Origin of the sequence: Vibrio albus (genome assembly GCF_003144035.1) — a bacterium.
Lineage (GTDB): Bacteria > Pseudomonadota > Gammaproteobacteria > Enterobacterales > Vibrionaceae > Vibrio > Vibrio albus.
Map to the genome: position 1 here is coordinate 361,420 of NZ_QFWT01000003.1, position 24,057 is coordinate 385,476.

The 24,057-nt window shown below is 49.4% G+C and carries 19 protein-coding genes; all 19 read right to left on the minus strand.

All coding sequences use genetic code 11. The features are described from left to right. Positions 1 to 10 precede the first annotated feature (10 nt). Positions 11 to 778 carry a type VI secretion system-associated protein TagF gene (tagF, locus tag DI392_RS07805; RefSeq protein ID WP_181388380.1) on the minus strand — a complete coding sequence of 256 codons (768 nt, stop codon included), beginning with the start codon at positions 776 to 778 and terminating at the stop codon, positions 11 to 13. Next, the gene (tssM, locus tag DI392_RS07810) at positions 763 to 4,341 is read right to left on the minus strand and encodes a type VI secretion system membrane subunit TssM (protein ID WP_181388381.1); all 3,579 of its coding nucleotides are present in this window, start codon (positions 4,339 to 4,341) and stop codon (positions 763 to 765) included. The genes tagF and tssM overlap by 16 nt, the downstream gene beginning before the upstream one ends. Then, a complete protein-coding gene (icmH, locus tag DI392_RS07815) occupies positions 4,341 to 5,666 on the minus strand; it encodes a type IVB secretion system protein IcmH/DotU (RefSeq protein ID WP_109319340.1) in 1,326 nt (441 codons plus the stop codon). Before icmH ends, tssM begins: the two co-directional genes overlap by 1 nt. Before the next feature lie 2 nt (positions 5,667 to 5,668). Then, on the minus strand, positions 5,669 to 7,006 hold the full coding sequence (gene tssK, locus DI392_RS07820; RefSeq protein WP_109319341.1) for a type VI secretion system baseplate subunit TssK: 1,338 nt from the start codon (positions 7,004 to 7,006) through the stop codon (positions 5,669 to 5,671). A 14-nt stretch (positions 7,007 to 7,020) separates the two neighbouring features. After that, positions 7,021 to 7,575 carry a type VI secretion system lipoprotein TssJ gene (gene tssJ / locus DI392_RS07825; protein WP_109319342.1) on the minus strand — a complete coding sequence of 185 codons (555 nt, stop codon included), beginning with the start codon at positions 7,573 to 7,575 and terminating at the stop codon, positions 7,021 to 7,023. 148 nt (positions 7,576 to 7,723) lie between these two features. Continuing rightward, entirely contained in the window at positions 7,724 to 9,202 is a 1,479-nt protein-coding gene (gene tagH / locus DI392_RS07830; protein ID WP_181388382.1) for a type VI secretion system-associated FHA domain protein TagH, read from the minus strand. A 101-nt stretch (positions 9,203 to 9,303) separates the two neighbouring features. Further along, entirely contained in the window at positions 9,304 to 10,398 is a 1,095-nt protein-coding gene (locus DI392_RS07835) for a hypothetical protein (protein ID WP_109319344.1), read from the minus strand. Between the two features lie 195 nt (positions 10,399 to 10,593). Beyond that, positions 10,594 to 10,980, minus strand: coding sequence for a hypothetical protein (locus DI392_RS07840; RefSeq protein WP_109319345.1), 387 nt, complete (start codon positions 10,978 to 10,980; stop codon positions 10,594 to 10,596). Positions 10,981 to 11,136: 156 nt separating this feature from the next. Further along, complete coding sequence (locus tag DI392_RS07845; RefSeq protein WP_109319346.1) at positions 11,137 to 12,186, minus strand: M35 family metallo-endopeptidase; 1,050 nt, start codon at positions 12,184 to 12,186, stop codon at positions 11,137 to 11,139. A 103-nt stretch (positions 12,187 to 12,289) separates the two neighbouring features. After that, positions 12,290 to 15,055 carry a type VI secretion system ATPase TssH gene (gene tssH / locus DI392_RS07850; RefSeq protein WP_109319347.1) on the minus strand — a complete coding sequence of 922 codons (2,766 nt, stop codon included), beginning with the start codon at positions 15,053 to 15,055 and terminating at the stop codon, positions 12,290 to 12,292. 66 nt (positions 15,056 to 15,121) lie between these two features. Next, complete coding sequence (tssG, locus tag DI392_RS07855; protein ID WP_109319348.1) at positions 15,122 to 16,150, minus strand: type VI secretion system baseplate subunit TssG; 1,029 nt, start codon at positions 16,148 to 16,150, stop codon at positions 15,122 to 15,124. Further along, positions 16,114 to 17,982: a type VI secretion system baseplate subunit TssF gene (gene tssF / locus DI392_RS07860; RefSeq protein WP_109319349.1), complete on the minus strand. Its 1,869-nt coding sequence runs from the start codon at positions 17,980 to 17,982 to the stop codon at positions 16,114 to 16,116. Before tssF ends, tssG begins: the two co-directional genes overlap by 37 nt. Next, positions 17,979 to 18,497 (minus strand): type VI secretion system baseplate subunit TssE, encoded by a 519-nt coding sequence (gene tssE / locus DI392_RS07865; RefSeq protein ID WP_109319350.1) that lies wholly within the window; start codon positions 18,495 to 18,497, stop codon positions 17,979 to 17,981. Before tssE ends, tssF begins: the two co-directional genes overlap by 4 nt. Before the next feature lie 12 nt (positions 18,498 to 18,509). Further along, the gene (locus DI392_RS07870; protein WP_109319351.1) at positions 18,510 to 19,337 is read right to left on the minus strand and encodes a type VI secretion system accessory protein TagJ; all 828 of its coding nucleotides are present in this window, start codon (positions 19,335 to 19,337) and stop codon (positions 18,510 to 18,512) included. A gap of 118 nt (positions 19,338 to 19,455) precedes the next feature. After that, positions 19,456 to 19,938, minus strand: coding sequence for an Hcp family type VI secretion system effector (locus tag DI392_RS07875; protein ID WP_109319352.1), 483 nt, complete (start codon positions 19,936 to 19,938; stop codon positions 19,456 to 19,458). 125 nt (positions 19,939 to 20,063) lie between these two features. After that, positions 20,064 to 21,560 carry a type VI secretion system contractile sheath large subunit gene (gene tssC / locus DI392_RS07880; RefSeq protein WP_109319353.1) on the minus strand — a complete coding sequence of 499 codons (1,497 nt, stop codon included), beginning with the start codon at positions 21,558 to 21,560 and terminating at the stop codon, positions 20,064 to 20,066. A 3-nt stretch (positions 21,561 to 21,563) separates the two neighbouring features. After that, a complete protein-coding gene (gene tssB, locus DI392_RS07885; RefSeq protein WP_109319354.1) occupies positions 21,564 to 22,082 on the minus strand; it encodes a type VI secretion system contractile sheath small subunit in 519 nt (172 codons plus the stop codon). Positions 22,083 to 22,116: 34 nt separating this feature from the next. After that, the gene (gene tssA / locus DI392_RS07890; protein ID WP_109319355.1) at positions 22,117 to 23,232 is read right to left on the minus strand and encodes a type VI secretion system protein TssA; all 1,116 of its coding nucleotides are present in this window, start codon (positions 23,230 to 23,232) and stop codon (positions 22,117 to 22,119) included. Positions 23,233 to 23,426: 194 nt separating this feature from the next. After that, the gene (locus tag DI392_RS07895) at positions 23,427 to 24,017 is read right to left on the minus strand and encodes a DUF6931 family protein (RefSeq protein WP_109319356.1); all 591 of its coding nucleotides are present in this window, start codon (positions 24,015 to 24,017) and stop codon (positions 23,427 to 23,429) included. Positions 24,018 to 24,057 lie beyond the last annotated feature (40 nt).

Genomic DNA, 24,057 nt, shown 5'->3' on the forward strand with positions numbered 1-24,057 from the left:
CGGCTTACCTTTACTGTGCCTGGTGTCTGGTATTGTGGTTACTCTCTTTATGCTCTGTCAGATCATATTGTTGCCAGCTTCTTCCTTCCCAGTCACCGTCCAAAAGACTGGCGTACCTTTCTTTTACGGGCAAACCCTCAGTGATCAACAGCGAGGGCGCGATACTTTCTGAACCATGTGTCCACCACAAACAGCATTGTTCCGGCAACTGAGAAGATAGGTAGTCTTTCAGGCTTTGAATACCGCTGTTAAACGGATCCAGACTAGGCAGCTCAACGTGAACTTGCAGAGGAGTGCTCTGCATGGTGGTCTGGGAGCTTAGTTTTACGTGCGGTGTACTCGCGTTCCGGAGCTCTTTATCAAAGGCATCAAGACTGAAATTATTCTGCAGAGCACTGAGCGCCATTTCTTCGCACTGATTAAACCAGGCTTCATTATTGAACATCAGATCCGCTAAGTCGGTTCGCTCCGGAAGCGCTGCGGCAAGTGTGAGTGGAAAGTAGCGGCCGACATTATCGACACTGGGCATCAGCACGCCTGTCCAGCAGGCTTCACCGCACAGGCCGGAGGATAAAGCAAAGCGCCATAACGGACTGGTCAGATATGCATTCAACCATGCCTCATCGAGTTGCTGACGGCTTTCGTTAATTGCCAGCTCAAGCCAGTGATCCCATACCGAGGTAAACGCATTGGGTAGTCGCCGGTTTAAAAAGTCACCGTGAGCAGGCTGTTTACCGAAGAAGCCGATGGCTGCTCGGTTGGTTATAACTTCGGACACCTGAATGCCTCCAGTTCCTTCATGAGAAATGGGTTATTAACGCTGCTTGCTCTGAGCTCAAGTTCGACTTCATGCCCCTGCTGACTAAAGGTCACGATAAACCGGTCTGCCTGGCCACTTTGCCGGATATCGGAGCTTTTAAGTAACTTGAACCAGCCCCACAGACCATCTTCCGCTTTAGTAAAGGAGCGGCCACTGGTGTCAACGAACGTGGCTGAACTCTGGTTCGTCGTGTCGTTAGTCGGTGGCCATTGCAGGTTACTGACCCGAGCCGGGCCATGACGATAGGAAACGGTTTGTCCGTTGATATCCAGCACAAACATCTGGCTTCCGGTATCCATATATACAGGCTTGAGGCTGAAACCTATCTGTGGCTGACTTCCTCCGGTCGGGAAGAAGGTACTGCGAATTTTAGCGATATTTTCAAACTGACGCAGTACGCGATCAGAGATTCCCATCGGGTGTCCGTTCGCGCCTCTCCATCGCCAAGGGCTCCTTCTGGTGTCAGCAAAGGGTTTGATGTTTTCATTAAAGAATTGGTCCATAAGCTGGCCGGGGCCGAAAAAGCGGCTGAAGTCCAGTAACGTGACCTCTTTCGACAGGTCTGCTGAGAACGGAAAACGACCCTGGATACCACGCTGACAGAGCGGCAATATTTCCTGCCCAAGCATTGACGAGAGTTCGCTTTTCGTTCCGCCGACAATCATACTCCAGCCCTGACCGGACAGTGCCGTAATCCACTTATCAACCGGAGCCGGTAACTGCGTTGCTTTTTTCTGCAGAAGAGTAAGCGGGCTTTCACCTCCGCTGGCGGCGGTTTGTTTGGCGGCATCCAGTGCTGTACCACTGTTTTTCATTTCAGACAGAAAATTGAAAGAATCGTAGAAGTCAGCAATAAGTTCGTCAATCAGTGGCGGATTACCATCGCTCTCCTCAACCAGTGCATTGATGGACTTAAAGCTGGATTCCACCTGATCTATCGGGCCTTTCTCTTCATCCGGGCTGACTTTTCCTGTTGCGCTCATTAAGCGTTTCAGCCGACTTTGCTGCAGGCTCGCCTGCATACTGACTTCTGATGCGGCGTCTCCGAGATTTTCAGCCAGTTGGGCGGGGTTGTCTGGTTTCTCTGTCAGGTGGGTGTTTTTCTCCACCAGCTCTAACACTTTCTTCACCGGACTGGACGGCGAAGCGGCGGCTTCAAATACATCAATCGCATGCGCCAAATTGTGAATATCGACAATACTCAGGTTGTTCAGTAACCGGCGCCACTGGATGATGTAATCTTCGAAATAGAGTTCCTCGATATCGTCTTTCATGCTCGAAAGCTGTTCGTCATCCGGCTCCGGATCAGTGAAATCATCATTTAAGACCCAGCGCTGTTTCAGGTTTCTTTCGATCAGGTCATCACTGATTTGAGTATATACCTGATAGTAACCCTTATAGGTGTACAGGGCTGGTATTCTTGCGTTTTTCAGATCACCCTGATTATAGGTGAATACCCGGTCACCATGGCGGCCCAGGGCTTTGGTCAGCAGGATATCTCCGTCGGGATCCTCTGAGGCCATCTGGAGTTGTCCATAAATATATTCCGCAAACGGCATGTCTGTCAGGCTGATTCTGGTGAGTTCTACGGTTTGCTGATTGAGAGGCAGCGGACGGAATTTCTGGCTCAGCATATTATCCAGGTGGGACAGGAGGCGAGCCTGAACGTCTGGCTGTTCCGGGTAAATGCTTGACCAAAGCAGTGACATAAACAGTCTGACTTCTTCCGCATTCAGATGTTGGGGCCGTCCCAGCATCAGGTAGGTTTTCAGCCCTTCAAACAGCAGTTCAGTCGTTGTGGTGGTTTGCAGAAATGTTTCCAGCTGTGCGCCCACAGAGTACAGAAATCGTCCCTGGAGTACTCTTTGATAGGCCTTGTGAACAAACGGATCCAGCTTGTCACCCTGATATAACCCAGCTCCGAGTAAAAAGGGCACATCTTCCTGATAAACACCAGCGGCGTCTTTCAGGTCATCCAGTGCTGGCAGCAGAGTATCAATCTCTGTTGTACGGAAGGGCAATCCTGGCAGCTTGTCTTTATAATCGCTGATATGTTCGCTGACTTCCGTGACTCTGAGTTGGTTACGGGTAAAGCTGGTCCCCCAGACAATGGCTCCGACAACCAGTGAAAGAAGGGCGGAGGCATAAACGCCTCTCTGAAACCAGGCACGGCGTGCCTCGGCCTTTGGATCACTGCCGACCATGCCGGATTCTGCAAACAATACTTTGCTGAACAGGTTATGGATAAAATAACTGCGACCCTGACCACTGAAAGCGGGCTGTGATACCCTGTCCAGACCAAAACTTCCGGCCAGGTTCCCCATCAGGCGGTCAATGGGGGTGCCTTCCTGAGTACCACTGGAAAAGTAGACACCTCTGAGCAGCGGACTGCCCTGAAAACGGTTAGGATGATAAATCAGGTTCAGAAACTCCGTCAGACGGGGTCTGAGAGAAGCGACTTCCTGTGGAAAAGCAAACAGAGTGGCCCGTTTCGTATCATCTTTTTCCTGATGCATTTTTTGAAGCAGCTGCTCGTTCAGACGTTCAACCAGTTCATCGAATTTATCCGGAAAGACATCAGTAACGGTGGTATTTTTTGTCTGATCGCTATTTTCCGTCTGATCGCTCAGAGGAAACGTGATTCCCCATACCTGATTTCGTTCTTCACGACTCATGTTCTCAAAGAACTCGTTAAATCCGGCAATGAGGTCACATTTACTGAACATCATATAAATAGGGGCGCGGATCCCCAGTCTGCTGTTCAGCTCTTCAATACGCCTTTTGATAGCGCTGGCATGCAGCTCTAGTTCCGTTGCGCTGTGCAACAGCAGGTCTGTAATACTCACGGCGACTAAAATACCGTTGATCGGCCGGCTTCTGCGGTGTTTTTTCAGCAGGTCGAGAAATCCTGTCCAGGCCCCGGAATCTGTATCATGCTGGCTGTCCTGTGTGGTGTATCTGCCCGCTGTATCAATCAGGATGGCATCATCAGTAAACCACCAGTCACAATTGCGCGTGCCGCCTACACCTCTTATTGCGTCCTTGCCAAATTTATCTGATAACGGAAAGTGAAGTCCGGAATTGACCAATGCGGTTGTTTTGCCTGATCCCGGCGGGCCAATCACTACATACCATGGCAGCTGATAGAGATACTGATTTCCGGAGAAGACGCCACCTTTGCCGGATTTTTTCAGCACACTCATGGCTTCATCGAAACGTTGCCGGATGACCTCCAGTTCTTCCTGAGACTGATCGGCTTCGTCAGTCGATTCGCCTTGTTCCAGCTCTTCTACTAACTGCTGATCTTTTTTCCGGGCTTTGAGTCTGCTTAGTAAGAGCACTGCCAGCCAGATAATGAATATGACCAGGATAAGAAGCAGTCTTGCGAGACTTCCTTCCAGAGGAACATTACCAGCCACTGCGATCAGCGGACCAACAAACCAGATGATAATACCGGCGGCTACCAGTCCCAGACACTGCAATACCCACCTGTTTTTGAAGAACCCGATAACTTTACTCATCATTTCTCCAGTATGATTTCTACCCGGCGGTTAATGGCCCGGTTTGCGGCGGTGTCATTGCTCACCAGTGGTTCACTGTCTGCCCGTCCTTCGGCGGTCATCGTCTTAGGAATAATGGATAACTGACGGACAACGTTGGTCACGGAATCGGCCCGGGCCTTAGACAAGTGCCAGTTTGAAGGGAACCTCAGGGTATGAATAGGAACATTGTCTGAATGCCCGGCAATAATGATCTCTCCGTCCGCGAGAGATAACGTGTCTGCAATTCGCTCCAGAAGGGGTCTGAATGCCGGATTAATATCAGCACTGCCAGAGCCAAAAAGCCCCTGGTTACGTAGCCGGATAATGACATCGGTGTCGTCATCAATAACTTCCAGTTGTCCCTGGGCGATTTCGTCAGCCAGAAAGGCGCTGACCCGGTCGTATAGGTCACTTTCAATCACAGGGGGAGGTTCAGCCGCTTCAATGACCATTGCCGGTGGCTCTTCTTTTCCGATGGTTGTCAGTTGACTAAACACGGGAGAAGAGGCCTGATTTATTATCAGGCTGAACACAAAATAGGTGATTAACAGCAGTGCACCGGTAACGAGAGCGATTACCCATACAGGGAGATAGTCCCGTATTTTATGCTTCACCGTTGCTACGCCCTGCCATTGAGGAGACAGCTCTGGCTCCGGTACGCCTTTCTGTTTTCTGATCAACTGAAACAGCGTCTTTTTCATCTGTTCCAGAGAACGTCGGCCGCTTTCGAGCACCCGGTATTTGCCTTCAAACCCCATACTCAGACAGACATAGATGAGCTCCAGCATATCTAAGTGCCGGGCTGGATCTTTCATCAGCCGCTCGAGAATGACGAAGAACTTTTCGCCTCCCCAGCTTTCCTGGTGAAAACTTACCAACAGGCTGCGTTCACTCCAGCGACTCTGACTGCCCCATGGGGTATTCAGAACGGTTTCATCCATCACGCAGCAAAGGCAGTAACGTGCAGCGTGTATGGTTTCCCGGTCGGTATGGGTGACGGCATTGTTCTCAAAGTCGTGTAATTCCTGTTCAACCTGTTCGCGCAGCTTTTCCACATTCTTGTGGCTGGCGCTGTTTCTCAGTCTGGCAACCAGAGACAGCAACGGGGATGCGGACGCTACCAGCGGATTGAGTCCTTGTTCTACTGCGTAGTTACCCGGTTTACCGGATGCACCGGAATGAGCCGGTTCTGTTGGGGGTACCTGCATTGCTGGTTGAGAAGCAACACCTCCCGGAGTCGGTCGAATGACGGTGCTGTCTACATCGGCGTCGGGGTTATCAAAAAACGGGTTATCATTGCTCATGATTATTCACCCTTTATCGCCCAGAATTCGAGTTCAAGCCCCGGAAAGTCTCCGCCTGCATGGAAGGCAAAACCACCGGAAGAACTGAGTTGTTTCCACAGTTCACTGTTTCGGTCGAGTTCGAAGTAGTTGAAACCGGCATGATAGGGGATCTGCCTTGGTGCAACCGGAAGGGGGCGGATGGCAATACCCGGAAGCTGTAGGTTAACCAACTGGCGGATCTGTTCTACCGGCCCGATTTTTACCTGAGTCGGAAAGTGTGTCCGCAACGCCTCGGTTGAAGTTTGTGCGCTGACGGCCAGGACAAAGTTAGCATTATTAAGCAGGGTGTGATCCGATAACACCGCCACATAGATACCGTATTTACGGGCCTGAACCGGAACAGGGATCGCATTTTGTTCCAGCACCATGCTCAGTGACTGTCGCAGGGCCGACATCAGACCGTCAAAAGTCGCGCGCAGGTCATCATGCAGGTAAGAGGGGAGATCCGGTGGGCGTTTATTGCGCGTAGTAAACGTAGCCAGTTCGCCTGCGACCTGAATACCAATCCGGAAAAACGCTTCAGGGTGCAGTCCCTTTGTGTCTGTCAGGTGAGTAAACAGTGGTTCTAACCGGTTAACGGTCTGGAGCATCATAAAATCAGCGATTTCAGCGGCACCACCACGGCCTGATTCTGTGATCCGTCCGGACAGGGCTTCCGCCCGGTGACGCAGCATTCCCTGAAGCTCAGTCAGGTAGCCGTGGATTTTCGGAACCGCTTTGCAGTCCAGACAGGGAGGAAGAAAATCTTCATCAAGCATGACTGTCTTGTCAGCTTTTCTCTCGGTAATTTTGCACAGCGGCATATCGACAAAGGCGTTGTGATCATCCGATTCCAGCATAAGGTGGAGACGAAGCTCACCGGTCAGAATGGTCGCTTCGCTGTTGGAGCCGTGGTTACTGTCAGTGACCTCCTGTTCTTTAGGAATATAGCGGGCCAGAATTTGCGGTGTTTCATCGGCATCGGCTTCTATCAGTCCTTTGCGCCTGGCCGGGACGGAAAGGTACACCACCGTGTCCCGGGTGTTTTCTGGTACTTCCAGCACCCGTGGGGGCTGATCTTCACCGCCAATGTTGAACGGTGTGCCATCTGGCATAATGCCGCTGCAACTCTGAATGGCCAGTTTTCCCTGTGCCAGGAGTGGCTGATCAATGGTGAGTCCGGTGATGCCCCAGCAGTAGGAGCGCAGCGGAGCAGAACGCGACTCCAGCATGTATTCCCAATGCCGGTCATGTTGTTGAAAATGTTGCGGACGCAGGAACATGCCTTCCGTCCATATCACTTTATTGCGCCATGTCATGATGATCACTGCTCCTAAAAATCAAATATATCGCTCTCGCCGGGTTTGATTTTGTCTGAGATTTTTTCTTCGAGAATCGGAGAGAATTCCGCGGTTTCTTTTGTTACCTCAATAGCATTTTGCCCCACACGAACCATAAAGCGGTTAGACGAACTCGCTTTAACCGGCATTACCGTCCGCCATTGAGCGTTGTCGATCTCTCTGAATGCAGCAACAAACCCGATATACCGGGTTGTAGGTGGGAGTTCCTGAACCAGGTTAAGCGCCTTGCCCGGAAATAAGGTCACTTCGTTATATCCGAGGAGATCGTCTTTCAGCACACCGCTGTCCGGATCGGTCAGGGTAAAATAATTACTGACTTCAAATGTGGTAGGAGAGGAGAGTTCGTAGATATAAACCACAGTCGGGGAGGCCTTTCCCTTAATATTCGGGTTCATATGAGTTGAGCCAATAAAGTTCACTTTCAGTGAGACGGAGGTACCGGCACAGCCAAACAGCAGAGAAGCAAACAGTATGACAGCCAGACGAGGTATCCGGCTCAGACAAGATATATCACTAAGTAAGAGCATAATAATCTCCGTTTTACAGAGCCCGTATACTTAAAAAGTATAGGGGCATTTTGTGGCTCTCTGTGCCCGGGGGGCTTATTTTCCCCGGTATCTGTCAATGCTTTATCGGTTTTCTCTTTATTGAGAAATCGGTAAACAACCAACATCTCTACCGCTTTTTACGTGACACAGACAGTTTTTCGACCTGCTCCTCATAGGCTTTTGAGAAGGCTTCGCCAAACAGCTCCTGGAAAGAATCTTCGGCTTCTGAGAGTATGGCCTGATACTGTTCTTCATATTGTTCCCAGTACCAGGCTTTTTTGCTTTCAAGCAGGCTACGGCCGCTCTTCTGGTCAAAGTGGCGTTTCAGAGTATCCGGATCAAAGCGCTGTAGCATGGTGGATAATGCCGCCTGAACCCCGGCCATAATGGCAAGCTGATGCGCTTCAATATCATCCAGAGCTTCACTGAGTGCCTCGTGTGCCGGAAGATAAGCTGAGCTGGTAGGCTGTAACATCTGTTGCAGTGCGTCGTCTGCCGATACCGAGAATTTCAGAGGATTATTTTCCACAGCGCGGATCGTGGTTTGCTGCATACGAAACTCACTTTTTACGTCCGCCCGCGCCCTTAACATCTGCATCAGCCCTTCGATAGCGCCTCTTAATAACGCGCCTGACGTTTCCATTGAGGCTTCGGCACCGGATTCAGGAATATTGAGATGTTCAATGCCCGCACCTTTTACAAAACTGGCGAATGCGTTAGAAGGGCCGCCGGAGTTTGCCGGAGCCTGTGTGCGGGGCGGAGACGATGCGCCAGGGTTAGGAATAGCAAAATTCTGAGGGGGAGTCTGCGGTTCCGGGCCAGGTTCAGGCGCTGTTGGAGGTTCGGCTGGTGGTGTAGTCGGTTCTGTTTCCGGGGTTGTGTGTTCAGCTTCGTTGTCCGAAAGGATATCCCAATCCTCAGGAATGCTATCGGGTGCTCTGAAAAATTGATTTTCCGACGGGACATTATCCGGCATGGATGATCCGGTTAATTCATCCGCACCGGGGCCAGAGGTCAGCCCGTTGTCCGGGGAGAAAAAATCGTTGTTTTCACTGGAAGAGGTACCTTGCCGGGGCTCCCTCTCCGAAGGAGAAGAAAAAAAGTCATTCTTTCCCTGAGAGGGGGATGAAGAAGGCGCAGGCTCCTCTGGTTGCCAGGGCGGTATGGACTGCTCCACCGGTTCAGTAAAAAAGTCATCTTTTGCTGTCGGTTTAGCCGCAAAAGGATCGTCTGTCCCCGATTGTACAGGGGCACCGAATGGTGAATGACCCACAGTCGGTGGCTCATCCTCAATAGCGATTTCCAGTGTATAGTCACCTAACACCAGTCTTTGCCCGTCGATCAGTTCTGCAGAGTGGTCACGACCTAAAGGATTCAGGTTTCCTTCAAAGTAGAGGCCGTTGGTACTGGTGTCGGTAATGATAAATTTGCCGTTTTCGAAAGTAACAGCAGCATGTTTGCCTGAGATAAACCGGTCGGGGTCGGGCAGGACACAGGTATTCCCCGGGGCACGGCCCAGAGTGCCGCCAGATTCTCCAATATCCACTTCAACCGGGGATTCCGGAGGCTGACTTTTATAGCTGACAACTTTTATTCGGGCTTTCATTGTGTCCCCCGTTAGCATTATTACTTGTATTTATTTTCTTTTCAGTATTGTATTGAATTGGCCTCTCCGCCAGATTAGTACTATTAGTCACTGGCATAGATCTACTGTGTTACTGTTGCGGATTCTGTTCCTCTCACAATTTGCCAACCTGGGCCGGCGGTTTTGGTTAGGGCATCCCAAAGGGTGACGAAATGGCATTCACTGGTCACCCAGCCGCAACACATAATGCTTAGATTATTGACCATATCACCTTCTTTGGATGGAATCTTATTGGCTCTCACTCCTGCTGCAACACATAGCCTTTTCCATTCACTATGAGCTTTTTCTATGGAACTGTCTTTTGGATAAAGAGTGTATTCATCCGGTAGCCCTAATAAATGTCCGAACTCATGATCGGCTACCCGATAACGATACCAATGGGCGGTAAAAAGTTCAGAACCATAATTCAGGTCTGGTAATTCAATAACAGCGTCCGCTTGTGTCTTGTGTTTCCTGAATGGGATTTTTAGTTTTGGAAATGTCTTAGTTGGTTGAATCCGAATCGGATAGGTGACACCAGCATCACGGAGAAAGCTCTGTACAGTATTCACTAAGGTCTGAGCTTTTCCTTTTGCACCAGATGTTGCTTTGATAACAATAGGGAACTGTTTTACGGGCATGGCTTTTAGTTTTTCTGCTAACGCGGCCAACTTACCATCGTCATCATCTACGGACCAGGTATCTCCGGTACGGGTCAGGCTTATCTGGCTTGCTTCATTAACCGCCTGTCCAATTCTTTGGTGTAGATTCGTTGCCGCCGCCGCTCTTGATAACGCGGTTGGTGATACACCAGCAATTTCGTCGTTAAATTTCCATGCTGATTCATAGAGGACGAGAGAAGGTGGGTCTGAAGCTATAAGGGCCGATTGGCCATGTCCGCTTTTGACTGCACACTTTAACCCATGAGCGTTTTCTCTTACGTGAAATGTCGGCTCTAACTCAAGGTCGCCTTTCTGAAACTTGAATTTTCTATCCCAGGCTGTTTTTACATTACTTGCAAACTGTTCTTTATAAACTGTTTCAGGAACATCGGGTGCATCGCTGAAGTCCCAATTGACATCTAAGTAAACTTTAAATGTCCCTGTATCGGTATCAATGTCATAAGAGAACTTACCGAACCCTGTTGGTGACGTATATTGCCCGGTTCTAGTGACCATTAGATATCCTCCTGAAGCTAAAAAATCTATGCGATATATCACCAGGTGTATGTCCCTGACATCATCCGCCAGATTCCTCAATCTTTACTGAGCAATAGCGATATAGTTCTACAGTTATGTCAGTGCTTTGAACCAATTTGTCTATTTCAGTATTGTATTGAGCTATAAATATTTCCAATTAACGACAAGTTACCATTACTTCTTTGTGACTTTTTTTGTTTTTAATTCAACAAGATAAGTTTCATTTCTTTCGTTTGTTATGCTGATATTGTTACCATCTGGTAGCAATATCATTGACTTGAAAAAGACATCCTGAACATCTGATTCAAGGTTCTCTATTTGCTGCGTATCATAAATTTTTAGAATCCATAATCTTTCATCTGTTTGTTTATCATAGGCGGCAAGAAAACCAGTGCGCTGGTCTTTACCAAGCAGTTCTGCATTGATGACTTGTTCATAACGGGTATCACCACTGGTAACCGGCGATATATCTGGTGGTGCTTTTCGACTCACATTAGGCTGCGGTATTGAATCTGACGGTTCCATTCCGGGTGGAGTACTTTTACTATTGATATTACTCATAGATGTTTCCTTATTGGTATGAATCTCAGTACACCCTGTACAAAACAGTACAATAGAATAAGCTAATATCATCGTAACAACGGCTGAGATTAATTTGCACGAAAATCTAGATCGTATTACAGAGCTCATTACTTTTCGTCCTGTTATCGTTCTGGATCAAATACCATTCATAGCACGGTTTATATCGTTTTTTGTTAGTGCGTTGGCACAGTCGGCTGCGAAATACGCCCAGCTATCAGCATTTACTGAGCAGTCAGCAGGTGTGATGTTGGTTCCCGGCTTAATACCAGCCCATGCATATAGTTTGTCAGCGGTGGAACAGTCCAGATGGGATACTTCATGAACGATGATTCTTGCCCAATTTTTCATTCCATCCATAACGTTGCCTCCTTTTGCAAAAAAGGCATCTTCGATGTAAACGATTGGAAGTTTTTCGTACCGGCCACCATAAACAAATGCCTCTGAGTTTTTAAAGTCGGCATCATTCCCTGTCTGAGCTGAGCGTAGGGAGGCCATATCGGTAAATATCAGTTGGTTGGAATCAAGAGTATTGGCAATTTTTTTGAATCCTCGCTCCAGATTACCGATCATCAAGTTAAGCTCGATATCAGAGGTATTCCCGTCCGCAAACCATTTCTTTACTTTTTCTCGTGATTTTTGTCCTCCTTTTTGTCTGGCATTAGTCAGTGTCATTATTGCTTTATGTGTCCACGCCAGCCCCATTTGTGTGGCATTACTGAGGTTCTTTTTGTCTCGTGAACTAAAACGTTCCTTGGTATCTCCTAGTTTGTTTTTTAAAGTCACTTTATTATGTGCTGTTGCCCATAGTTCCTTAGAGGGATAGTCGGTATACGCTGCAGGAGATGAGAATATCCAAATTTTTTGTCCGCCTCTTTTCCTTAATAAATGAAAATGTAGCAGGAACTTAATCACAAGAACTCTGAAATATTCATCATTATCTATAGAGCCGGCACGATTTTTTAGCTCTATACCCGCAGACTTCATCATTTTATTTGAAGCCCTGAATTTGAGAGCCCAATGCATAGAACTTAATTTAGACGCATAAGATACATCAGGCCCATCCACCCCTAATATATTCTTGATAGCATCAATGTGTTTTTTCATTGGAGATTTGACCCCAAGTGAAGGGTTAATGAGCAAAGTTCTGACGTAGTTGTATTCTTTTGAAAACAGTTCCATTGGCATGATTTATTACTCCTACCGTCGATACCTATCACAATGTCCCGGTTCATTACTGGTTGCAGCCAATAGTTGTGAAACCAGTAAAATAATGAGTTAAAATAAATAGTTACTTAAACTCATAACTAAACTCACCGTCTTCAACACTGACATGCACCCGCTCTACAGGCTTACCTTCCACCATACATTTCAATAATTCTTCACTGACGGCCGGAAGAACGGTATTGGTCAGAATGGAGTCGATCATCCGGCCTCCGCTGTCCACTTCGGTACAGCGGTCGATAATCAGCTGAATGACCGAATCGTCATAAGTAAATGGTATCCGGTGATTAGCCACGACACGTTTCTCGATACGTTTAAGCTGCAATCTCGCAATCAGCCCCAGTACTTCGTCTGTCAATGGATAGAACGGGATCACAACCAGACGGCCGAGCAGGGCTGGCGGGAACACTTTAAGCAGCGGTTCACGCAGCGCTTTGGTGATGCCTTCGGGTTCGGGCATCAGTTCCGGGTCTTTGCACATATTTATGATCAGATCGGTACCGGCATTGGTGGTCAGCAGGATCAGGGTATTTTTAAAATCTATGATCCGACCTTCACCGTCTTCCATCCAGCCTTTATCAAATACCTGGAAGAACAGCTCATGCACATCCGGATGGGCTTTTTCAACTTCATCAAGCAGTACGATACTGTATGGACGCCGACGGACGGCTTCTGTCAGCACACCACCTTCACCGTAACCCACATAGCCCGGAGGAGAACCTTTTAGGGTGGATACGGTGTGTGCTTCCTGATATTCACTCATATTAATGGTGATAACATTTTCTTCTCCACCGTAAAGCGCTTCGGCCAGTGCCAATGCGGTTTCGGTTTTACCCACACCAGAGCTACCGGCCAGCATAAAGACCCCGATAGGTTTGTTCGGGTTATCCATACCGGCTCGTGAGGTCTGAATGCGCCGGGCGATCATATCCAGAGCATGGCGCTGACCGATGATGCGTTGCTCCATAATATCGGCAAGGTTAAGTACGGTTTCGACTTCATTTTTCACCATCCGGCCAACCGGAATACCGGTCCAGTCCTGTACGACAGAACCAACGGCAGTCGCATCAACACAGGGTAGGATAAGCGGATCTTCTCCCTGCAGTTCTGTCAGTTCGTCTTGTAATTGCTGAAGCTTATGCAGACATTCCTGACGTTCATCGGCATTCAGCTCATGCGCTTCTGACTCATCTGTCTGTACTGGGGAATCCTCTGCGACGTCGGCGTTAATTTCTGTGACGCTGTCACTTGATTCGTCGTCGTTTGTTTCTTTGGGCTGAGCGTGTTTGCCTAACCGTGTCCGAAGATCCAGAATCTGTTCAACCAGTGTTTTTTCTTTATTCCACTGTTCTTCCAGAGTGGTCAGTCTTGCTTGTTCCTCAGTTAAATTTTCGGTTGCTTTAATTTCTCTTTCCTTAATATCAACACCGACATCTTTTTCTCTGCGGATGATGTTCAGCTCAGTTTCCAGTGCCTGAATCCGTTTTCTCGAATCATCAATTGAAGCTGGAACCGCACCGTGACTGATTGCTACCCTTGCGCTTGCCGTATCCAGCAAACTAACGGATTTATCCGGTAACTGACGCGCCGGAATATAGCGATGAGAGAGTTTAACCGCAGCTTCTAACGCCTCATCCAACACCTGAACCTTGTGGTGTTTTTCCATGGTGGAAGCGACGCCGCGCATCATCAGTATTGCTTTGTCTTCGGTTGGTTCGGGAACCTGAATGACCTGGAATCGGCGGGTGAGCGCCGGGTCTTTTTCGATATACTTTTTATATTCTGCCCAGGTAGTTGCAGCGATAGTGCGCAAGGTACCCCGGGCAAGCGCAGGTTTAAGCAGGTTGGCAGCATCCCCGGTACCGGCTGCGCCACCCGCACCAATCAGGGTATGGGCTTCATCAATAAACAGAATAATAGGTTTTTCGGATGACTGAACTTCTTCAATCACCTGACGCAGGCGATTTTCAAATTCGCCTTTCATACTGGCACCAGCCTGTAGCAGACCAACGTCCAGTGAACGCAGTGTCACGCCCTGAAGTGGAGGAGGGACATCACCCTTAACAATCCGCTGGGCAAAGCCTTCTACCACCGCCGTTTTACCGACACCGGCTTCACCGGTCAGGATTGGATTATTCTGTCGGCGGCGCATCAGTATGTCGGTGATCTGGCGTATTTCTTCATCCCGTCCGACGATAGGGTCCATTTTACCGCTGCGCGCTTCTTCAGTAAGGTCAACGGTAAATTGCTGAAGTGCTTCTTGCTTGCCCATCTGAGCCGGGGAAGTGGCTCCACTGGCTTCACCCGGTATGGCTCCGCCACCTACTTTGAATCCGTCATTGGCACTTAGATGATCTTCCGGTGAACCACCCACGATGTCATCGAAACGATCAGTCAGCTGTTCAACTTTTATCTTATCGAATTCAGTGGAAATACTTCTCAGGGCATTGGTGAGTCGTTTGGTTTTCAGTATGCCAACCATAAGGTAGCCGGTGCGGATTTGAGATTCGCCAAACAGCAGGGTGGCGTACAGCCAGCTTCTTTCTACCGTTTCTTCAATATAGGAGGAGAGGTCCGTAATGGATGTTGAACCGCGTGGAAGCCGGTCTAAATGGTCAGTGATATCCTTTGCCAGACGCGAGGGGTTGATATCAAAGTGATTAATGATTCTGATCAGGTCGGAATCTGTCAGTTGAAGGATCTGGTGTATCCAGTGCACCAGCTCAACATAGGGGTTACCGCGCATTTTACAAAAGACCGTTGCGCTTTCGATGGATTTATATCCGACCTGATTGAGTTTGCCGAATAGGGCAACACGATTAATTTCTGACATCCCTATTTCCTTGTATTCCATTTGCAGCATGCTGCGGTTTATTAACGGGTAACCCCACACCGGGCACTAGTGAGTCCCGGCAAAAGGATTAAGTATCAGTTCTTCATAGTCACCGGACCCGGAATTGCCGGATATCCAGGAGTTCCACCCGAGTTGTCCTTCTTCTCCCAGCCGGATGGGCCGGGGTGGTTTTTGCATAATCAGCCTGAGGTCCCAGGTAAGTTCATTGCCACTATAATTCCGGACAATGGCTATAAGCCGTTTTAATCCGTCGCTGCCCGGTAACAGGGCTTCAAATTGTTCACGGGTTAACGGCCCGATGGTGATACGAAACTTGTTCTGCCGGTCCCAGACCTTTTCGCCGATAATGGAGGTTGTGCCAAGTGTGCCGGTTGTCGGTGACTCGCCAAGGCGGCACTGACCCTCTTCGGGGATTTGCATCCAGTGGCCGGTAAATTGCTCTATTGTGGTGGGTAATTCAAAAAAGCTCTGGATCATGGCTTCCAGTCCATCCGCACTTTTGGTCTGGCCGGAGAGCCATCCGGAAAAGCTCAGTTTGGCCAGGTCTGGCATATCATCCCGTTGCCTGTACGCGGGCATCCCGATTCCGGTCACTGCGCCGATATAGGTTGAGAATGTGTCTTCCTCCGGTCGGTCATAGCTGATCGCCGGCTGAGTATTGGCCCATGCCCGGTAAAACAGCGACAGCATGCGGTGGTGAAACAGATCGGCAAAACCTCTGAAGCTGGTATCGCCGGAATTTTGAATCCGGTCTTTTACATATTCTGTGATATGCAGAGGTAGTGGGCCGTTCGGCCCGAACAGGCCAAAGTGCAACACACTCAGGTGTGGCTTTTTACCATCTTTCGCCAGAGAAAAATGACGTAAAGTGGTGGGAGCAAAGATCAGAGAAGGCTCCTGACCAAAGCGAACCGGGTCATTTCGCGGTCGCAGGGATTCACCGATTCTGGGGGCATCGGAGTGAACGCACTCAAGCAGCCGCATGACCTGATAGAAGTCAAACTCATACGGAGCCTCGTGCAGCCCGTCATGTAAGGCTAAAATACGTGCCGCATTCCGGTTCGTAATGGCCATCGCATTATCTCCCCGCGTTCACTGGTATGAATGACGGTCTGAGTAAATGAATTGATGGAGACGTACCGGGCGAAAAACCGGTCCAGAACGGCTCCCAGTAAAAAGACGCCACTTCCGGCAAAGACATCTTCGTCAAAAGTCAGGTGAATTTCCTGTCCCCGTCCGAGGGCTATCGGGCCGCTGACCGGAATACGCCGGATAACCGGTTCACAGCTTATCTGTTTGACTCCTTCGATCTGTTTTCTGACCGGCAGTTCTGCCACATCTCCGTATAGTGACAGTAATTCCCGTAGTGCTTCAGCACTCTGTGATTCATCACTGTTACTCAGTGAAAGGTAATTCAGTGAAAGGTGGCTGATTAACCGCCAGCTGGTTTTCCCCTGAGGCCAGGATGGCATCGGCTTGGACGGGCCGGCAATGCAGCGAACGGCCTTCAATGGGGCAGAGCCTACCAGGGTAAAATCGGTGTTTTCTTTTCCCAGTGGCATATGCAGGGGCAGATCGCGGTTACTGCACATGGCGTCGATGCCGACCTGCCTGAGGTCGTCACGGAACGGGGCTTCCTGACTGTCTACCAGGCTGATAAACAGTTCGCTGCCGATATAACTGGAGCGGGGGCCGTTTCTTTGCTGCTTGGCCGACAGTTGACGAGGCTCCCTGCGCTGGGTGTAGAACGTATTTCCCGGCTGTTGCGCAGCATGGTTATGGGAAGCATAAAATGAGCTGAACTCCTGAGCGTCTTTCGCTTCCGATCCATAGCCGATAACTTGAGAGAGTGAATAAACTTCAAAATCCATTGGCCGGGTTCTGTCCGGGACCACATGGAATTCACTGGATTTCTGATTGATGTGGATGCGGTCGCACTGTTTGGGAAACAGGTTAATTGCCGGCGTGCAGAACAGTTCAAAGTTATCTTTGCTGAGCCGTTTTTCCAGGAAGCTATCCTGACGGTTTAACAGGAACAGCAGATCCAGTTGATCCCCCTGACAGCGCTGAACGGCTTTGCTGAGACCGGTGATACGGGTAAACATAAAGCGCTGTGGGAACGCAAAGTATTCATGCAGAAGCCGGTAGCCTTCATAGCTGTGCGGGGTATGCGGTAACAAAGCTTCGTTGTCGGTAAAGCCCACGGGTTGCACATGGTGTTTATCCAGCATTTCACACCAGTCGGCGGTATGACTGGCAGGCATAACGCATACTGAGATCGTATTACCCGTTATCTGCTCGTAGAGGTGCATGGGCAGGGCATCAACACCATTCAGGTAGAACTTGAGCTCATCCAGTTGAATCTGGTTAAAATTCAGACCGGCTGTGCTTTTCAGACGCAGGCGTATCGCGGCTCTGGTTCCCGGCTGTTCGGGAATTTTTAACCCCGCCAGCGTGGTCAGATAGCTGGCTTCCTCCACTTGTACCGGCCAGAGCCGGGTAGTGTGAGCCGTCCGGTATTCACATGCGGTCTGTTCGTTTTTACCCAGCAGGCTGTACAGCTGACTATTTCTGTCAATGCTCACTCCTTCCGCCAGACCACTTTCACTCAGATCGGGACGGAACTGAACGACAGCCATCGATGGGGTCGGGCACAGATAATGCGGATAAATGGTTTCCAGCAGGTATTGGGTAAACTGAGGAAACTGTGCGTCCAGCTTCAGCTGGACCCGCGCGGCAAGAAAGGCGAATCCTTCGAGCAGTCTTTCTACATAAGGATCGGCGCAGTCAAAGCCATCCATACCCAGCCGGCCTGCAATTTTAGGGTATTCCCGGGCGAATTCGGCTCCCATTTCGCGGATATACTGCAGTTCCTGATTATAGTATTTGAGCAGTTGCGGGTTCACGGGCGACCTCCTCTGCTGTTGTAATCCGTTACTGATACTTGTCCGCCTTCAAGATCAATTTCTGTTTTCATATACATCCGTAAGGGGACAGGCTGTGCCCAGAGTTCGCCTTCGATATCAAAACCGAGCGTGTTGTGGTTCATCTCGCTTTCTGAGAGTTTTAGCTTCACCTTCAGAGAGTGTCTGAGCAGCCGGGGCTCATAGTTGAGTATGGATTCACGCAGCAAATGCTGCAGAGTGCGCACATCAATACCGGATGCCGTGTGACCGGCCAAATCGGGCATACCGTAATTCAGTACAGACTCTGCGACATAAGGGTAGCGACTCAGATCCTGCACCGTACTCAGGCTGGCGGTATTAAACAGCCAACTAAGATCGCGCAATACACCTTCACGGATTTTCTGAAGTGACAGGACGCGCTTGTCCCTTGACTCTGCCTGTGTTTCCGGAGAGTCATCTGTCAGGCGATCCAGCAATGAAGGCTGCAGCCTTTCTCTGGTAGTGAGCTCGACCACAACAGGTTCTCCTTATCCTTGCTCATCCGCTTCCGGGAGGGCTGAGTTTGCGTCGGTTTCAAACTGTATGTCTCTGACCTCCATAAGAGGGTATTCGTCATTATCGGTCGCCAGCATCCGCTGTCCGTATCCGATATACAGTTCGTTACCTTCGTCTGACCAGTCGGTTTTTCGGCTAAGCTGGATCATCGGATCGTCGCTCTGTTCTGAACCGGGGTAGCGGGCCGGGATCAGGCCAACAATTTCACCTCCGTTGCGCCAGTTAAAATGGGCCGGCATCCATACCACATCCCGCAGATCGCTGGGCTCCTCTATCTGTATTGACTGGATATTTTCCTGTGGTATCCAGTAGTACTGACCATTGATAATGGCTTCAAAAACGGGGCCTAGACGGGGATCGGCGTCTGAAATCCAGGCGAACGGCTGGCCGTTGATGCTACCGGCAATAGCCGGTGCCAGTTCAAACGCCTGATTGCGGACTGACTGAGACTGCTGGAGTTTATTGTCAGTTTCCAGACGTAACGCTTCAAGCAGCAGAGCTATCCATTCAGGCGGCTGGCCAAAAATCAGCGGTGAGCGCAAGCCTGCGAACACCTGCTGGCGAAAAGCCTCACAGTTCAGTGCCGTCTCATACATTTTCACCATGGCCAACGTACCGGCGTCCAGCTCACCTGCGACTTTTAGCTGAGTTAATGCGCGCTCCCACTGCCCGAGTACAGAAAGAAGCTGGAACAGAAAGGTTCGGTATTCCGCTCGGGAAGGCTCTTTACGGATCTGGTCCTGCAGTTGAGATAAAGCGTCTGTCAGGCGTCCCTCAATGAGGCTTTGTTTAGCCAGCATAACGACTCCTTAAGTCACAGGCTTATCTTAGAGGTGTCCATGACTGGTCGATGTGTTTGGTTAAGCCCCGGCTTATTCCGGGGCACATTTTTCAGATAATGGTCTTATCGATTAAGGCTTACAGGTCTTTATTCGCTGCAATATCACGACCATATTTAACGGCAGCTTCCAAACTACCATCCGCTTTCTGAGGACTATAGTCATATTTCACAACGGAGAAGTTCAGGGTGATATTTTCTGTTAAGCGATCTTCACCACCACTACCACCGGAGCTTATGGAAGTGACGATAATGTCTTCCATATTCAGGACGATATATTCAACTTGTTTTCCCCCGGCTTTGCGTATCGTCAATTTGGCTTTTTTGATATGGTTACCGTCTGAGCAGTACTTCATCAGAACAGGAGTCGCTTTATCGACGTATTTAGTGACGGACAGATCCTGAATACTCACTTTACCGGAACCACCGCCACCACCCATGTGGGTTGTACCGGATTGACTCATGCCCCAACTCCATGCCAACACGTCAATCTCATCGGCGTGTTTATCATCCTGGGCCTCACCATTGATTCCATCTATTTTCAAAAACATGTCAACAGCCATAAGATAATCTCCTTATGCGAATAAACGGCTATTCCTGCACGGGTTCTGTTTGCTCCGGAGCCGTATCGCTCCGGAGTCACTGGTGGCAGGGACAGTATGTAGGCTTTTACTCTGATTCAGTCCGGTTATGATCCTCCTTTTACGGAAGGAAGTTTGGACACTAACCTTAGCGATACTGTCAGGCCTTCCAACTGGTAATGCGGACGCAGGAAGAACTTCGAAGTGTAGTAACCCGGGTTTCCCTCTATTTCTTCCACGACGACTTCGGCCGCAGCTAGTGGATGTTCCGCTTTGGTAATTTCTGATGAATGTGCTGGATCACCATCGACATATTGCATGATCCATTCTTGCAGCCAGCGCTGCATTTCTTCTCTTTCTTTAAAGGAGCCGAGTTTGTCGCGAACAATACATTTTAGGTAGTGAGCGAATCGGCAGGTGGCGAACAGGTATGGGAACCGGGCAGCCAGGTTGGCATTGGCGGTAGCATCCGGATCATCATACACGGCTGGTTTTTGCAGAGACTGTGCGCCAATAAAGGCAGCGAAATCGGTGTTTTTCTTGTGGACTAAAGGCATAAAGCCGTTCTTCGCCAGTTCTGCTTCACGTCGATCACTGATTGCGATTTCGGTCGGGCATTTCATATCGACACCACCGTCATCGGTCGGGAAGGTATGAGCGGGCAAACCTTCGACAGCACCACCGGACTCAATACCACGGATCCGTGAACACCAGCCATATTCCTTGAAGGAACGGTTAATATTCACGGCCATTGCATAGGCAGCATTTGACCAGGTGTAACGGTTATGGGCTCCGCTGTTGGTATCTTCTTCAAAGTCGAACTCTTCAACCGGTTCGGTTTTCGCACCATATGGCAGGCGGGAAAGATAACGCGGCATGGCCAGGCCAATGTATTTAGAGTCGTCAGAATTACGCAGCGAGTTCCATGCGGCGTATTCTGGGGTCTGAAAGATTTTGGTCAGATCACGTGGATTGCTCAGCTCCTGCCAGGAATCCATCTGCATGACGCCCGGATTGGCACCTGCAATAAAAGGTGAGTGGGTGGCAGCACTGACTTTGGCGATTTCACCCAACAGCTCTACGTCCTGAGGGCTTTGATCAAAGTAGTAGTCGCCGACCAGACAGCCATAAGGTTCACCACCGAACTGACCGTATTCTTCTTCATACAGTTTTTTGAAGATAGGGCTCTGATCCCAGGCGGTACCTTTATATTTTTTCAGGGTTTTATGCAGGTCTTTTTTAGTGATATTCATCACCCGGATCTTCAGCATTTCGTCAGTTTCGGTGTTGTTAACCAGGTAGTGGAGGCCGCGCCATGCTCCTTCCAGTTTCTGGAACTCTTCGTTATGCAAAATGAGGTTAACCTGCTCGGTCAGGCGCTTATCAATTTCAGCGATCATTTCGCGAATGGTGACAGAAACATCGGCAGAAACGGTTATGGAGGAGGCGAGGGCTTGTTCTGCCAGCGTCTGGACAGCGTGTTCCACTTCTTCCCGGGCCTGATCCGATTTAGGGCGAATCTCCTGATTTAACAGACTGGCAAATTCACTCGATTCCAGCTTTGTTTCGCTGGCTTGTTGCTCTACAGTGCGTTCGGTGTCCATAGGTTACTCCTCCTCAGGGGATTGTTCTTCCGCTGGCTTCGGAGCAGATGCTAGAGATTGCAGCAATGCCGGATCATTAAGTGCTTTAGATATCAGCTCTTCGGCTCCAGTTTTACCATCCATATACGTCATCAGGTTTGAAAGCTGGGTTCGTGCTTTTAGCAGTTCATTCAATGCGCCCACTTTCTGGGCAACAGCGGCAGGGGAAAAATCATCCATGCTGTCGAAACTCAGATCGATATTTAGGTTGCCTTCACCGGTCAGTGTGTTGGGCACTTCAAAGGCTACTCGTGGTTTCATTGACTTGAGCCTGTCATCAAAATTATCAACATCAATTTCAAGCATTTTGCGCTCAGCGACGGAAGGAAGAGGTTCTTCTGGTTTACCTGACAGGTCAGCCATTACCCCCATTACAAACGGAAGCTGGACTTTTTTTTCTGCACCGTAAACCTCAACGTCGTACTCAATCTGTACCCTTGGGGCACGATTTTTCGCAATAAATTTTTGGCTGCTCTGGGTCACAGTTCACCTCCTGTTGGTGTTAAACCCTGCATGCTTACCAGTCATCTTCATTGGTTTGCGGGCTGGTATCCTGCTGGTCATTATTTGTGTGCTCTTCCTCAGGCCCCCGTATCAGCTCAACCTGAGAGATGCCATCCGGGGCAATATCTCTGATGATTTCCATAAAGTTCATACCGACCATTCTTTTCGCGCGGAAAATCAGTAGCGGAACCGGGCTGGTGGGCTCATATTGCTGGTAGTAATGTTCAATATCCTCCAGTGCCCGGATAACGTCGTCCCGGCTGCTGATTTGTCCGTTGTATCCGTGATTAACCGGATTGGCAGGTGTGGCCACGGGAGTATTGCGGGTATTATTTTCTGCGGCAGAGCCTGATGCTGACTCGGTAGCCGGTACGGCAGCTGAAGCGCTGTCTGTAGACACATACTGGTTCAGAATTCGCTGAATTTCTTTTAGCTCGTCAGACAGCGGAGCAAAGCTCGCGGCGTCAGCAACACCGACCTGCTCGGTAATAAACTGTTCTATTTGCGTGGCGTTTTGCAGGCTTTCAGTGACAGCGTCACTAGTTCGTTGCAACTCATCGTTGTCTGCATCCTGAAAGGCACCATTGATGGTGTTTTCTGACACGACATCATATCCGGGCGGTGGGGATGCTTCTCCGGTGGCGTAGGTAATATCCCGCAGACTGAAATTGCCCAGCATGCGGGATTTTACCACCGGTGTTTTTCTGAGAGGAAGAAGCATGACTTCCTCGTCACAAAGGGTTGTCAGAGCGTTGATCCGCATTGTGGGATCGCCATCATCTTCATCCAGAAGAGGATAAATGTTCGCCCAGTGAGTGGTGAGCGATTCAGTCAGCGCTGCCAGCACTTCATTAAAGGTGCTTAGATCATCAGTCCGCAGAACGGCACGAAGCAGGTAGATAAACACCCGGATATCTTTGGTGCGTGAAAGCAACGCAATGGCTTTCTTTTTCACTTCCTGCCAGTCGGCGTCTTCGGCTTCTACAAACGTATCACCGATCTGCTGCTCGGCCTTACCTTGTGACAGTGATTCCAGTTCGATAAAGTCGTTATCATATTCAAGGTCTTCTCCACAGATCTGATCAGCAGAAATATCACTGATAAGAGTCGTGCGATCAATTGCCACCATAATGGGGCTCCCTGATAACCTGTTACCCTCTAACGGCTGGGGGTGATGAGTCAATCCCTGTACGGCTGGGCCCTGATAAGTATTATCAACAACGTAAAAATAAACGCTGCTTAAGAACTACTTAAAGTAGTAGATGGGAGAATGCGAAAAATAAAGTGGCACTCAGGAGATATTTACAAAACCATTAATAAATATCATGGTTGAGACATATGACCGGTGCCGCCATTAGCAATATCGATAGCCTGATCCAAAAATGCGTGAAATTTTGCAGTAATTGTCTCAGGATCTGACTTGTAGACATGCATAACGACAGACGCCCAGAGTGCTTTCGCCGTCAGGTCTTCAGCCGGTGGAACGGGTGGGTTATCGGGGCCGGACAGACTGCCTGAACTCCAGGCTACGGCGGCCGAGACAAAACTTTCCGGCGTTTGATAGTGTTGTGATTCTGCGAGCTCCATGGCGGCCAGACGGTGCTCCTCATCGGGGCTGAATACCCACTCTTTGGCCCGTTTAATCGCCTCGGGTTCATTTGAACCGTCTCCATTGTCTGCACTGTTTTCGCTGTAAATCATGCAGGTCAGCCATACGGCTTCTCGTTTCGGGAGGGCGTAAAGCATAAACTGCAGTGCATCGCCATAGTATTGATTCCGCATCAGGAGGGAGACAAACTCCGCTGGTGAGGCTGTATCGTCCTGCAGTGAGCGGACGGGGTCTTCCAGTTCGTAAAGCGAGGTAACGTCTGATGCTTTGTTGTGAATGACTTTTGTTAATGTGAGTTCACCCATAACCGGATCCTGCTTTTAGTTTGTGTTTCTCTCTTAGTTT